The organism is Coleofasciculus sp. C1-SOL-03, from assembly GCF_040220555.1.
GTDB lineage: Bacteria > Cyanobacteriota > Cyanobacteriia > Cyanobacteriales > Coleofasciculaceae > Coleofasciculus.
This window is the reverse complement of sequence record NZ_JAVJUO010000077.1, coordinates 107,180-120,596: the sequence shown is the minus strand read 5'-3', so window position 1 is coordinate 120,596 and position 13,417 is coordinate 107,180. Positions and strand designations below refer to the sequence as shown.

At 45.6% G+C, this 13,417-nt stretch carries 11 protein-coding genes; 3 read left to right on the top strand and 8 right to left on the bottom strand.

Annotation, left to right across the window (positions count from 1 at the left end; all coding sequences use genetic code 11):
• From RIE73_RS13560 to RIE73_RS13545, 4 genes are all read right to left on the bottom strand, one after another.
• The coding region (locus RIE73_RS13560) for a tetratricopeptide repeat protein (protein WP_446401674.1) at positions 1 to 363 on the bottom strand (363 nt) is incomplete at its 3' end.
• 1,211 nt (positions 364 to 1,574) lie between these two features.
• Positions 1,575 to 1,964 (bottom strand): hypothetical protein, encoded by a 390-nt coding sequence (locus RIE73_RS13555; RefSeq protein ID WP_446401673.1) that lies wholly within the window; start codon positions 1,962 to 1,964, stop codon positions 1,575 to 1,577.
• An 83-nt stretch (positions 1,965 to 2,047) separates the two neighbouring features.
• Positions 2,048 to 2,521 carry a hypothetical protein gene (locus RIE73_RS13550; protein WP_446401672.1) on the bottom strand — a complete coding sequence of 158 codons (474 nt, stop codon included), beginning with the start codon at positions 2,519 to 2,521 and terminating at the stop codon, positions 2,048 to 2,050.
• A 10-nt stretch (positions 2,522 to 2,531) separates the two neighbouring features.
• Entirely contained in the window at positions 2,532 to 2,723 is a 192-nt protein-coding gene (locus RIE73_RS13545; RefSeq protein ID WP_446401671.1) for a hypothetical protein, read from the bottom strand.
• A 431-nt stretch (positions 2,724 to 3,154) separates the two neighbouring features.
• Here RIE73_RS13545 and RIE73_RS13540 point away from each other — a divergent pair, with 431 nt between their 5' ends.
• Together RIE73_RS13540 and RIE73_RS13535 are read left to right on the top strand one after the other, a co-directional pair.
• On the top strand, positions 3,155 to 6,808 hold the full coding sequence (locus tag RIE73_RS13540) for a PAS domain S-box protein (protein ID WP_446401670.1): 3,654 nt from the start codon (positions 3,155 to 3,157) through the stop codon (positions 6,806 to 6,808).
• A gap of 93 nt (positions 6,809 to 6,901) precedes the next feature.
• The gene (locus RIE73_RS13535; protein WP_446401669.1) at positions 6,902 to 7,996 is read left to right on the top strand and encodes a hybrid sensor histidine kinase/response regulator; all 1,095 of its coding nucleotides are present in this window, start codon (positions 6,902 to 6,904) and stop codon (positions 7,994 to 7,996) included.
• Positions 7,997 to 8,178: 182 nt separating this feature from the next.
• On the opposite strand, the gene RIE73_RS13530 is transcribed toward RIE73_RS13535, so the two are convergent.
• The 3 genes from RIE73_RS13530 to RIE73_RS13520 all read right to left on the bottom strand — a co-directional run bounded on the left by RIE73_RS13530 (position 8,179) and on the right by RIE73_RS13520 (position 11,921).
• Positions 8,179 to 8,952: a sporulation protein gene (locus RIE73_RS13530; protein WP_446401668.1), complete on the bottom strand. Its 774-nt coding sequence runs from the start codon at positions 8,950 to 8,952 to the stop codon at positions 8,179 to 8,181.
• 309 nt (positions 8,953 to 9,261) lie between these two features.
• Positions 9,262 to 9,888 (bottom strand): Uma2 family endonuclease, encoded by a 627-nt coding sequence (locus RIE73_RS13525; protein WP_446401675.1) that lies wholly within the window; start codon positions 9,886 to 9,888, stop codon positions 9,262 to 9,264.
• A gap of 56 nt (positions 9,889 to 9,944) precedes the next feature.
• On the bottom strand, positions 9,945 to 11,921 hold the full coding sequence (locus tag RIE73_RS13520) for a caspase family protein (protein ID WP_446401667.1): 1,977 nt from the start codon (positions 11,919 to 11,921) through the stop codon (positions 9,945 to 9,947).
• A 254-nt stretch (positions 11,922 to 12,175) separates the two neighbouring features.
• On the opposite strand from RIE73_RS13520, the gene RIE73_RS13515 reads away from it, so the two are divergent.
• A complete protein-coding gene (locus RIE73_RS13515; RefSeq protein ID WP_446401666.1) occupies positions 12,176 to 12,619 on the top strand; it encodes a hypothetical protein in 444 nt (147 codons plus the stop codon).
• Between the two features lie 559 nt (positions 12,620 to 13,178).
• Here RIE73_RS13515 and RIE73_RS13510 read toward each other — a convergent pair.
• Positions 13,179 to 13,340 carry a ribbon-helix-helix domain-containing protein gene (locus tag RIE73_RS13510; protein ID WP_006104592.1) on the bottom strand — a complete coding sequence of 54 codons (162 nt, stop codon included), beginning with the start codon at positions 13,338 to 13,340 and terminating at the stop codon, positions 13,179 to 13,181.
• Positions 13,341 to 13,417: the final 77 nt, after the last annotated feature.

Below are 13,417 nucleotides of genomic sequence, written 5' to 3'. Positions count from 1 at the left end.
AACAAACAGGCGCTGATTCATTGCTAAAGCTTGCTGATAAAAAGATTCTGCTTTGGCTAGTCTTCCCTGTGATTGATAAAGATAAGCTAAATTATTCAGACTTGTAACTATATCAGGATGGTCATTAGCAAACAGGTGCTGCCTCATTGTGAAGGCTTGCTGTAACAGGGGTTCCGCTTCGGCTAGTCTTCCCTGAGATTGGTAAAGATAAGCTAAATTATGCAGACTTTGTGCCACATTTGGATGGTCATCAGCAAACAAGCGCTGTGTTATTGCCAGGGCTTGCTTTAACAAGGTTTCTGCTTCGGCTAATTTTCCTTGGGATTTGTAGAGTAAAGCTAAATTATTTAAATTTTGTGCCACATTAGAATGATCATCAGCAAATAATCAATGATGTGATTGATTCTTCTAGTTTCCCAATTTCAATTTCCGTAGTTGTCGAGTGTGTTCGCGAAGGGTAACGTATTCTTCATAAAGGCTTTGGTGGGTTACGGCGGATTGTTCAGTTTCCGGTTATGTGCCATGGTTTTGTTCCCGCCTAACCCACCCTACCGATACCGAGACTTAGGAGTGTTTGAATTAGATTCAAATAGTCTTGAATTCGTTGTTTTTCCATGGTTAATAATTCCGTAGGGGCGCACCGACGTGCGCCCAGTCAAATGTGTTTGCGAAGGGTAACGTATCCCTCATAGGCTTTGGTGGGTTACGGCGGATTGTTCAGTTTCCGGTTATGTGCCATGGTTTTGTTCCCGCCTAACCCACCCTACCGATACCGAGACTTAGGAGTGTTTAAATTAGATTTAAACAGTCTTGAATTCGTTGTTTTTCCATAGTTAATAATTCTGTAGGGGCGCACCGACGTGCGCCCAGTCAAATGTGTTCGCGAAGGCATTCTGGATACAACTCCTCGCGTAAATAACGCTTGGCTATTTTCCACTTTCCCTTGGTGCTTCCCTGGTAGTCGTAGCCTTCGGCTTCAAACTTGTCACAAATGGCGATTAAATGGTCGCGGAGAATGGTTGCTGGATTTGACCCATCACGGGTTCCTTCTAGTAATTCAGCTTCGAGATAAATGGCGATATCTTTATTCGTTGCATTACTATTTTTTTCCTGGAAGCGTGCGATAAATACATCCCAGGTTTTGCCAGAGAAGCCGAGTTAACCTGTTCTAGACGTGCCATGGCACGTCTCTACATGGGTTGGTGAAGGGGGAAGGGTTTGTGGGTGGAATTGATTTTAGAGAACGGGTTGGGGTGGCGGCGAGACTTGTAACAGGCTAAAGCCCGTACTACGAACTATGAACTACGAACTAGGAACGGGTTTCCCTTCTCCCGTGCAATAAAAGCGAAGCATCCTCTGGCTTCCCCCTTTTGAAGGGGGACGGGAGGGGGATCTAATAGGGGGACGGGAGGGGGATCTAATAGGGGGACGGGAGGGGGATCTAATAGGGGGACGGGAGGGGGATCTAATAGGGGGAAGGGGGGTTAAGATTAAGGCGACGAGATTCAAACTCTGACAGGGAAAAACTTTTCAGCTTAAGTTGACACGGATGCCGTCAGTGCGCCCCTAATTTATTACTTGACAAAGTTGTTAACCTCTGGGTTAATCTGAATGTCTGCCTGCTCTTCCAGAATAAAAACTGTACCGAGTAAAGCTGTGGCAATCATTAATAAAAAGCCGGAAATCACTAAACCATTGGCAACCGTCCAGAGGGGATGTTTCTGACGCTCTTGCTGAAGGCGATCGCGACCACGTTTTTCCCGCCCTATTAATAGCACCCAGTAAAAGCCTCCTTGGGGAAATGGCATCGATAAGCGTAAATCAACAGCATGTTTTTTCGAGGCACGATTCCCGAATGTTTGCTTAAGGATGTCCAGTTGATTAGGATTAAATGTAGCAGCGGTTTTAGGGGGAATTCGAGCGAAAAATTGTTCAAGGAATGGATCAGGTTTTGACGGTTTCATAAAAGGTTGGCTTTTCTGAATGTAGTTTTTATAACAAAATCATTTAAGCGGATAAACTTCAATGATAAAATGCAAAAAATGGGTTAAAATAGAGGATTGTGTTCACTGTCCCAACATTGCCCTTCTGACCAGGTTCTATTGGTTTTCTCACACTGTTCTGAATTAGTAATCCAGGGCAGACTGGTGGGATAGGCGGTAGTGGGAAGACTGAAGGGTTTGAGGGAAGCAAAGAAGACTGAAACTGTGGCATAACCGGATGTTATAAATAACGATAAAAAAGCCGTAATCAATACAATATTGGCAGGCGTCCATAGCGGAAATTGAGAACGTTCAGCACGCCGCCGTTGAGGAGAACGCGATTCTCGTCCGCCTAACAAAACGAGATAAAAGCGGCATCCAGGAATCGGTAAGGTTAAGCGGATATCAACCGGATGCGTTTTCCAAGGGCGGGGACTAAAAGCATATTTAATCGCCTCTAACTGTTCGGGTGTGAATGTCTGGAGTGTTTCCCCAGGAATTTGGGCAAAAAAGGGGTCTGAAAAAGGGGTCTTACTCATCGGTTTTGGCTTATAGTTCTCGTGTAGCAATCCAACTCGCGATCGCGAAAAACAAATTCGATAAATCCAAGCACCCCAAAATCGCTGGTGAGTCAGTTCCAGTCAGCAAGGTTTCGACTAATTGAGCCTTTTCCTCAAGAGTCAGTTGCTTAACTTGTTGCTTCACCTCTGCCAATAAAATAGAATGTTGATGAACCCGCATAAAACATCACCTTGACTCTAAATCAATCCTAGAGATATTTGGCTTATTTTTCCTCCGGGAAATTACACAAAAAAACAGGGTTGATAATTTGCTGATTCCGCAATTCCTCGCACATATAACGCTTACGCGCCAGGGAATAGGGAATATAGGCAATGGGCAATAGGCAATGGGCAATAGTGAAAAAGTGCGTAGTGCTATACAAGAAAGCAAGAGAGCAGGAGTGCACAGGTGCAGAGATGAAAACGACAAATGACCAATGACCAATGACCAATGACCAATAACCAATGACAAACCCTCAGAAAAAATACGGTGAATGAGGACAATCAGGTTCTCAGAGTCCGTAAACCTACGGATGTCAAATCCAGTTGACTTGGCGTTTGATAAAAGATAAGACCCCAGACTCTCCTATCGTTACACTTCTGAAGTTTGCCATGTCACTCCTAGACCTCTCCCTCTCGTCATTACCCTTAGAGGCGGTAATTGACCCGTATCCCTTGAGTGTTGCACCAGAGACAGCCTTGAGTGAGGTTATCCGGCTGATTGCTCAAGAAGCTGGATGTGATTGCACCACCTGTTTATCAGACACGTCTACTATGAGTTACCATCCCTTACCCGATTGGCGTTTGATGAAGCAGGCGAGAACCAGTTGTGTTTTAGTCATGCAGGGAATGCAACTGCTTGGCTTGTTGACAGAGCAAGATTTTGTCCGGTTAGCCGCGTTTGACATGAATTTAGACACACTGACGGCGGCTGATGTGATGACTCGGAAATTAGTCACTCTAAATGCTTCAGATTGTCAAGATGTAACAATCATCCTCAACTTGTTCCAGCAGCATAGTATTCATCATCTACCCATACTCAACAATAGTGGTTATCTGTTGGGAATTGTCACCCCCCAGAGAATGCGCCACCTCCTACAAATGACGGATGTGATGGGGTTACATTCTGTTGCTGAAGTGATGACCACTCAGGTGATTTGTGCGCCTCCTACAGCATCAGTGCAAGAGTTAGCCCAGTTGATGGCAACTTATGGTGTTGGTTACGTGGTGATTGTTCGACACAGGGAACTCTTAACCGGAGAGACGGTTACAGATTTAGACTTTTCGTTTAGTCAATCCCCTCTTCCCATCGGGATTGTTACAGCCGACGATATTGTTCAGTTTCAAGCCCTACCGTTAGATTGTCAACAGCTTGATGCCCAAACGGTAATGAGTTCGCCGTTGTTTAGCATTCGTGCTGATGATTTTTTAGGTACGGCGTATCAACGGATGCAACAGTGGCACATTCAGCAATTGGTCGTCTTCGGAAATCAGGGAGAATGGCAAGGGATGATTGACCAGGATAGCTTGTTGTGGGCAATAAATCTGAATGGCAAAACCTTATCGTTTCTCAATCCAATTTTGCCCTCTATTTCTCCGGCTAATGCTGAACTGATTCCTCAAACTGATACCCAGTTAACACTCAGTCAGGGCGGGTTTTGTACAAACGATACCATCAATAGCGAAAAGAAAGTTTCATTACCCGCCCCTACAAACCAGGTTCCCTACGAGGGTGGCGAAGGGTCAAGACTCAACACTCAACACTCAACCAAAGAACACCTGCTTTACAGCATATCGCTAAGAATTCGTCAATCTCTGCACCTTGAAGAAATTCTCAAAACCACCCTGCAAGAAGTACGAGAATGGCTTCAAGTTGACCGGGTACTCATTTATCGATTTCAATCCGACTGGAGTGGTACAGTGATGGTGGAATCGGTAGATGCTGCATGGGAGTCCCTGTCTGGCGTGGTTGTCCATGATCCCTGCTTTGAACAAACCAGTGTCGAGTCGTACAAAAACGGTCGTTTCCAAGCCACAGACGATATTTATACCGCCGGACTTACCCCTTGTCATGTTGAACTTTTAGCCAGCTTACAAATTCGCGCCAACTTAGTAGTTCCTATTATTAAGGATGATGAATTATGGGGACTGCTGACGGTTCAACAGTGTCATGCACCTAGACAGTGGCAAACCTCAGAAATTGAGTTACTGCAACAGTTAGCGGTACAGGTCGGAATTGCGATTCAACAAGCTAGCCTATTTGAGCAGGTGCAAACGGAACTCATCCAACGTAAACGAGTGGAATTAGAACTGCAACAGGCGAAACAAGAACTAGAACGCCGGGTTGAAGAACGCACGGCTCAATTGCAGCAAAGTAATCAAAAATTACAGCATGAAATTGCCGAACGTCAACAGGTAGAAACCCAATTGCGACAAAAGTTAGCAGCGATTGAAGCCACCACAGAAGGAATTGCGATTCTTAACGCTAAGGGGGAGTATACGTATCTCAACCCCGCCCACGTTCAACTGTTTGGATATAATACCTCTGAGGCGTTGCTGGGGAAGTCTTGGCGACATCTGTATCCTCCAGAGGAAATCATGCGATTTGAACGCGATATTTTTCCCATTTTGCAGCAACAGGGCTATTGGCGCGGTGAAGCTGTGGCGCTACGTCAAAATGGGAGTACGTTTGCTGAGGAAGTGTCTCTAACATTGACTCCAGATGGGGATTTTATTTGTATCTGTCGCGATATTACCCAACGCCAGCAAACGGAAGCGGCGCTACGAACTAGCGAAGAACGATTCCGCTCAACCTTTGAACAGGTGACGGTGGGAATTACCCATACCGGATGGGACGATCGCTTTTTGCGGGTGAATCAAACCTTTTGCGATATTGTCGGATATACGCTGGATGAATTGTTGACGAAAACCTTTGTGGATATTACCCACCCCGATGACGTTGATACCGATAAACACTATGTTAACCAATTATTAGCAGGTGAGATTAAGACATTCTCCATGGAGAAGCGCTACATTCGCAAAGACGGCTCAATTGTTTGGGTGAATCTCACGGGTTCATTGGTGCGGAAGTCTACCGGGGAATTGGACTATTTTGTCGGTGTGATCGAAGATATTCGCGATCGCAAGCGCACAGAAGCAGCGTTACAGGAGAGTGAGCAACGGTTTCGCCAGCTTGCGGAGAACATTCATGAGGTGTTTTGGATTACCGATGTGGCGAAGTCCCAGATGATATATGTTAGTCCAGCCTATCAACAGATTTGGGGTCGTAGTTGCCAAAGTATTTATGACAATCCTTTATCCTTTGTCGAAACGATTCATCCAGAGGATCGAGAACGGGTGATGGCGGCGTTTGCGAAACAGGGTAGGGGAGAGTATCACGAAGACTATCGGATTATCCAGCCTGGAGGTGAACAGCGTTGGATTCGCGATCGCGCGTTTCCGGTTTATGATGCCTCTGGACAAGTTTATCGGATTGTGGGAATTGCCGAAGATATCACCGAGGATAAGCAAGCTGAACAGGAAATTCGCCAAGCTTTAGCCCGGGAACAAGAACTCAATGAACTCAAATCCCGGTTTATTTCCATGACATCCCATGAGTTTCGCACGCCTTTAACCACAATCCTCAGTTCGACAGAATTACTCAAACATTATTCGGCTAAGTTTACCGAAGAGAAAAAACAGATTCATTTTGAGCGAATTCAATCGAATGTGCATCATATTACTCAGATGCTGAATGATATCCTCTTGTTGGGTACAGCCGAAGCTGGAAAATTAGACTTTAACCCGGCTCAGATGGATGTACGACAATTTTGTCAACAGTTGGTCGAGGAATTTCAACAGGGAATTGGTCGCCACCATTCTCTGTGCTTTACTCATCAGGGGCAATTGAGACCCGTTTCCCTTGATGAGAAATTACTGCGCCATATCCTGGGTAATTTATTATCAAATGCGCTAAAATATTCACCGATTGAGCGTCCGGTTTGTCTGGAACTCACTTGTCGCCGTAATCAATTAATTTTCCGCGTTAAAGACCAAGGTATCGGCATTTCTCAAACCGACCAACAACGGCTGTTTGAATCATTCCATCGTGGCATCAATGTGGGAAATATTTCCGGGACAGGCTTGGGACTATCGATTGTCAAAAAAGCGGTTGATCGGCACGGGGGAACGATCAGCTTTGAGAGCCAAGTCGGTGTGGGAACAACGTTCACTGTTGTTATTTCCAGTTCGGTAACTTCAGTATAACCGATTGGGGAGGGGGAAAGGGTAATCTGCTCGTTCCCTGTTCCCCGTTCCTTTATTCTTGATCAAGACAGAAAAGTACAAGGGGTAAAGTTTATGAGTAAAATTTTGATTATTGAAGACGAAGAAGGGATTAGAGAGAACATTTATGAACTGTTATCAGCCGAAGAGTTTGAGGTACTTTTAGCAGAAAATGGTAAAACTGGCATCCAGTTGGCACAACAGCAACGACCCGATTTAATTATCTGTGACATTATGATGCCAGAAGTGGATGGATATGGGGTATTAACTCAGCTACGCCAAAATCTCTCCACCGAAGCCATTCCATTTATTTTTCTTACCGCTAAATCCGCCAAAGCTGATCTGCGTCAGGGAATGGAATCCGGCGCAGATGATTATTTAAGTAAACCCTTTACGAGAGAAGCGTTACTGAGAGCGATCGCGGCGCGATTTGAGAAACAGGGGGTTCTAGAACGACAATCCCAAAAGAAGTTGGATGAGTTGCGTGGTCAAATCTGCCATTCCCTCCCCCATGAGTTATATACACCCCTAAATGGAATCATCGCGTCATCTAGCTTTTTTATGAATGAATACGATGATATTGACCGAGATGAAGCCCTAGAAATTTTACAAGATATTCACACATCCAGTCAACGCTTATATCGGCTGACAAAGAACTTCTTACTCTATGCCGAACTGGAATTAATGGCAAATGATCCAGCACGGCTTCAGGCGCTACAGAGTCGCGAGGTCAAAAGTGAGAGTTACCCCCTAATTTTTGACGTAGTTCATCGGAAAGCCAAACAGGTTAAGCGGGAGACAGATTTAGAGTTATTCCTGCAAGGAACCAAGATTTATATGTCGGAACCGAATTTGCGGAAATTGGTCGAAGAACTGGTTGATAATGCGTTTAAATTTTCCCCACCCGGAACAACCGTTAGGATTCGCGATCGCCTCGAGCAAAATCGCGTCATTCTCACCATTACTGATCAGGGACGGGGGATGACATCGGAGCAAATCGCCAATCTGGGAGCCTACATGCAGTTTGAGCGCAAACTTTATGAACAACAAGGGTCAGGATTAGGGTTAGCGATCGCCCAGCGTTTAGCTCAATTACATGGGGGAGAATTAACCATTGAAAGTAGTCCAGGAAAGGAAACAACGGTGCATGTAAGTTTAGCTGGGGAATGAGGATTTATAGCGCTACGCGCTAGGCAATAGGCAATAGGCAATAGTGAAGAAAAACGCTTACCTGACAAGGGATTGAGCGATTTGATTTTTTCTTCATTTGTCCTAACCCTAATGCGTAGTGCTATACTACCCCACTGTAGAGACGTTCCATGGAACGTCTCTACAAGGTTTTGGCGGTTGTATTAATGTAAATAACTTTGAATCGTACTATCTAAAATCGCCTCAACATCCGTTAGCGGACTAGTCAAATAATCCGATGAAATTTGCACACTGGCATAGCGTTCATCTATATCAAAGGCTTCTTGTAAAAACCCCCCAAAACCCCGCGCCCGTTTATCAATTTCCAGGAAAACATCTAACAAGTCGTCTGATTGGAGTGAAAACACGATTTCCAATTCATCCAACTGTCCCTGATACTGACCAATCGGTCGAAATTCAAACTCTTGAACAAAGGGAACATTTCCGCCTAAATAAGGATTATACTCACAATCGACTTTATGAAGTTGAAAGCCTAGATTCTGACAAGCTTCTAGCACTAATTGCATTAAAGGATGGGGATGCACCTCTATATAATCAGTGTCTTTCGGATCAACTGCCATGGAAATATCCAACCCAGTTCGCACATAAACAGGTTGATGTCCCAGCGTCAATGGTGTTTCATAAGGAAGTGGGAAGGAAAAGGGGATAACTTTGTTTTCTTGAGGGTGTAAGTCAAAGCGCTCACTCAGACAATACTTTACTAATTCACAGGTTTCTGTCGTTGTTGTATCCTCATATTCCCGTTTGTATTCCGTTTCAACATAGAGGTAAATATCATCAATCTCTTGGTCAGACTCTCCCCCTGTAATATGAACCTCTCCTTGGAGCATTTCACCCGGAACCAAAGACGCTACTGATAGGCGAGTATCAACGGTGGCAGAACCAATTCCTACTCTGGCGAGAAATTTTTTAAACATGATTCTGATCTGGCTTTTATAGTGATAATACCCTATTATATCACTTTCCTTTAGGTAAGCTGTTATGCCTTTAAATTGGGTATTGGTAGCGAGCAAGATGCTCGCACACCAACGATTTCGCCATGATTGATATTAAGGTTTAAATGCCGAACAGCTTAAACCATCTACAACCTAAACTTCAGGTTCAATCCCAGCCGATCTTAACTGTGCGGCTAACCGTTCTGAGGGACATTTAAAAAAATTAATATAGTTTAGTTTATTTCCACCAACCTACTGAGTTTGTTACACCTCAGAAAAATCGGACAGGGTTTAGGCGATCATCGTTCCAAATGTGCTGCTGTTGAAGATTTGTTTTGCTGTGAGTTGTAACTCTGGGAAGATTAAGGATACGAGCAAATCGTTACTCCGAAATAATCGCTTTTGATACTCATCTTCGACGAGAGTACAAATCGTGATAGTTGGCTGTTTAGGTTTACCAATATACTCTCTGCCGCCAACTCCTAGATAGTCCACAATCCAATATTCAGGAATCCCTAAAATCGCATAGTCTTCAACTTTCCGAGCATAGTCGTTTTGCCAATTGCTGCTGACCACTTCCACAACTAGCTTTATGGTGTTTCCCAGAGTGATGATAGGTTCTTGCTGCCACAGGGGTTCATTGATCAACTGGGTTTGATCTAAAACAATGACATCGGGACGGAATGCCGTTTCTGTTCCTAAAAGCTTAATCAGACAGCGATGGGGAATGAAATAAGTGGCATCTTGGCGATCAATCTCTACGTTCAGCTTGCGCCCAACGAATGCTGCAACTTGTTCATGGGGTCCAGTTGGTTCCATTTCGATTAATTCCCCATCGATTAATTCATAGCGATTATCGTCGCCATAACAAGTGATGAATTCATCAACGGATATCAGGTTTGGTGCTGATTGAATCATCATGATGGATGTCTCTGGCACGTAGTAACTTCCTTTAAGTGTATCGTGTTGGCTCCTTAGCGTTGACCTTTCTGCCATCGAGCGATCGCCTGCTGCGCGGCTGGGTATGAGGGAGTATCGGGCGGAACTAAGGCGGCGGTTTTTATCGCCAGTGACAACTGACCCCGCCATGCACGAGAATTGGCAATTAGATAAATCTGGCGACTCCATTGATCAATTAACTGTTGCGCTTGATCATAACCCGGTTGACCTGGGGGAATTTTACTTAAAGTATTAATTGCCCGATTATAAGACGAGGCTTGATTCCGTCGCAGTTGCTGTTTAGCCGCTTGAATAATGGCTTGGTTTTGCTGCTGCTGTTTCGCTTGAGTCTGCCAGGTTTTAATCGCCGACTGCGCCCGATTATAAATTGAGGAATTGGTAGAGGGAACTAATTTTGCCGCCGCGATCGCCGATGCAAAATTGCCTTGTTTCGCCCGCCCTTCAGCTAAGTCAAGAATCACCTGACTCCAGCGCTGGATATCCTGTTGCGCTTCCTGGTAAAGAGGTTCACCGGGTTGAATTTTCTGGGCTTGGGCGATCGCTTGACTGAAGAGGGAGGCTTGATTGGGTTGGATTCTACCCTTAGCTTGTGCCAAAATCCGTTGGTTGGCTTCCATGGATTCCGGATCAGAGGGCGGTGGTGAGGTGGGGGCTTGTTCCTGAGGTTTATCCTCAGACACAGGTGCAATACGCTGATTCTCCACGGGTGAGGGGGGAAGCGGTGAACCAGTGGCTTCAGGTGCAGGGCTAGTCTGATCAGCGACGGGACTTTGAGTCACTGACCCCTCCGTCTCTTCATCGGCTGTGGGTTGGGTTTCGGTGACAGGCTGAATAATCTGGGGAGTTGTCCCAGTTTGACGGTTAAGCATCTTGAGCGTGATTAGCATCAGCACCAAAACCAGTATCAGTCCACCCCCTTGCAGCAGCCATTGTTTCCATGTCTGATCCTCTGGACTATCGTTGTCGGACACAAAATCAGGTATTTTAACCAAAGCGGTTGCTGAGTCGGAAGTTGCTGAGTTGGACTGTTCATCGACATCCCTAGGTATTAACGAATGCGTCGGTTGTTTGTCCGGTATGGCAACGGCATACTTGGAGACAGGGGCGGTTGCGCCATTCCCATTATCAGTAGAGGCGTCTTGATAGGCTGACTTGCCATTGGTCTGATCCCCCGATGTTAAGGTTGAGGCTATTGGTGTCGCCGTTGTCTCTTCGATGGAAGTAGACCCAGAGATAGGTAAAATGAGTTGTTGTCGGGTGGCTTCAGAAGGAATAATAATTAAAGGCGTCTGTATCGGTCGCCAGTGGTGTTGACTTAACTCCGGTAAGCGATCGCCTAAATACTGCTCCAAGTTTGCCAGGGTTAGATCGGTTTGATAGTAGCGCAGGGCTTCCAGTAAGGCGGCGCTAAACAAACCATTCCGCAACGCCGTCGCTTCGTGGGAAAATTGCCCAAGCTGACTGGACATGATCAGCGTAATTCCCATCTGACGGGCTAATTCCACGGTTTCCGCACCCACCGATTCCCCGGCTTGCAGTCCTGGCGATCGGTTAATATCCAGTAAAACTAGCAGATTTTCATCCCCTTGAGGCTGAAGCGAACTGAGAAGCGATCGCATCGGTATCCCGGTACGGGGAATATCCTGGGGATTCCCATCAATAGGCATCAAGTAATCAGCTTGTTGCCAACAGACTCCATAACCACTGAAAAAGAACCACCGCCAAGACTTCGACGCAGAGGTTTTGCCATTCGTTGGGGAGGGTTGGCGAGTCGCGTCCAGCCAGCGCCAAATATTGTCTTGGTTGGGATAAGTGGATTGACGATCAATCAGAGGTGAATGGTCAGTTAATACTAAATAATCCTCAGATGACCCATTCCCCTGCTGCACCAAAAACTGCCACAAGGCTTGAGCATCCGCCTGTCCGTAGTTTAAGGGCGGTAAAAACTGATAGCGATTAATGCCAATTGCAACGCAAGCGTAATTTGCCATGGGTTTTGGGTTTCGACGTTGGCGGCTGGAACTTGATCAGTGTTGCCATCGTCTTGTCGGACTAACGATTCAGTCTTGATCAAGACATTACAGACAAAATCATTTTATAGTCTTCGCCGCCTGTCCGTCAGGATAACCTTGAAATCGTCTCCAATGGGGAGATTTGAAGAATCATCAACAATCCGCCCTTCAGGGGTTATCCCAGGTAACGTCTGCTGTTAAAATTTCTGTTTCATAACCCGTCGTCTACCCCAATGATCCAGTCAATTGCCCGAAAACAAATTGCGCCACTCGGTTTATGGGTGTTGTTCGGTTGTACCAGTATCAGTTGGCTGATCACCGCCGCGATCGCTCCTGAGATGGCTCAAGCTTACACCGCACGAGTGGAAGTCTCTCTGATCAGTCAACCCGAGGAAAGTTATTCTAACTTTCTCCGCCGCGCTGAAGCCGTTGCTAGAGCCGCCGCCCAACGCAGTTTCGATGGTGATATATTAGTCACTGATGTCGCCGTGACCATTATTGGACAACATAATAACGCGATCGCTCCGATTTTGTTGCTCGACGTGAGTCGTCAAAACTGGAAACGGCGTCCTATTGTTTCGTTTTGGGCAACTTATTTTCCCGGTACTCAATCTCTGCTAGACTTTAGCCAGCCATCAGAGTCTAACCAACCCGCCGAATCTGAGCCGAATCAGTAAGTAGTGGCGTGGCACACCTAAAATGGTAAATTAGAATTGTAGGGGCGCAAGGCTTGCGCCCAATTTCACGGTAAGATCTATTCCACAATTTTAGCTGTGTCAGTCCAGTAGTCGGACAAAAGAAAACGGTACTGTATTAAGTGCAAGTAAATTTCCCTCAAACCCTTACTGTTCCCTGTTCCCTGTTAAGAGTTCCCTAATCTCAAATCTCAACCGTTAACTTTAATTGTGTCCACCCACCTAAATAGAGAGAGGGCTTGTGCATACTATTTGAGGTAGCGTGCTGGTTCCTCAAATTGCCCAAGCCCTAAACCATTCAGGTTCTGATTTGTCCCTATATGCAATTGTGTCCTCTGAGGATGGGTTCCCGCCTCAGCAAAACTTCTTAATCTTTTACGCCAATTGGCTGATAAGTCCCCTACATATTGGCATTGTGCGCTGAAGGGGAGCAGAATCTTCCTGAGACAGGGATTGAAACTGTTGCCTGTTGCCTGTTCCCTGTTGCCTGTTCCCTGTTCCCTGTTGCCTTCCCTAACCAACAACACGTATTCAGCAAGCCCTAATTCGACTGGTTTTGTTGTTGTTGACGCTCTTTGACAGCCTGAGTTAACAAGTAGGTTGCTAGGCTACTCAGTGACCGACTTTCTTCCTCTGCCCACTGTTCCAAGGCTCTCTGGATTTCTTCCGGTAGATAAGCAGTGACCCGCCCTTTTAGTTTCATCAGCCCTAAACTTTAATGCTTCAACATATTCCAGTATATAATTTTTCACTGTTTATTGCTCAATCTAAATTCGTTAT

Excerpts from the sequence above, each read along its gene's own strand:
- RIE73_RS13555 (WP_446401673.1), bottom strand. The coding sequence starts at position 1,964 with ATGAAACCGTCAAAACCTGATCCATTCCTTGAACAATTTTTCGCTCGA.
- RIE73_RS13550 (WP_446401672.1), bottom strand. The coding sequence starts at position 2,521 with ATGAGTAAGACCCCTTTTTCAGACCCCTTTTTTGCCCAAATTCCTGGG.
- RIE73_RS13545 (WP_446401671.1), bottom strand. The coding sequence starts at position 2,723 with ATGCGGGTTCATCAACATTCTATTTTATTGGCAGAGGTGAAGCAACAA.
- RIE73_RS13540 (WP_446401670.1), top strand. The coding sequence starts at position 3,155 with ATGTCACTCCTAGACCTCTCCCTCTCGTCATTACCCTTAGAGGCGGTA.
- RIE73_RS13535 (WP_446401669.1), top strand. The coding sequence starts at position 6,902 with ATGAGTAAAATTTTGATTATTGAAGACGAAGAAGGGATTAGAGAGAAC.
- RIE73_RS13530 (WP_446401668.1), bottom strand. The coding sequence starts at position 8,952 with ATGTTTAAAAAATTTCTCGCCAGAGTAGGAATTGGTTCTGCCACCGTT.
- RIE73_RS13525 (WP_446401675.1), bottom strand. The coding sequence starts at position 9,888 with ATGATTCAATCAGCACCAAACCTGATATCCGTTGATGAATTCATCACT.
- RIE73_RS13520 (WP_446401667.1), bottom strand. The coding sequence starts at position 11,921 with ATGGCAAATTACGCTTGCGTTGCAATTGGCATTAATCGCTATCAGTTT.
- RIE73_RS13515 (WP_446401666.1), top strand. The coding sequence starts at position 12,176 with ATGATCCAGTCAATTGCCCGAAAACAAATTGCGCCACTCGGTTTATGG.
- RIE73_RS13510 (WP_006104592.1), bottom strand. The coding sequence starts at position 13,340 with ATGAAACTAAAAGGGCGGGTCACTGCTTATCTACCGGAAGAAATCCAG.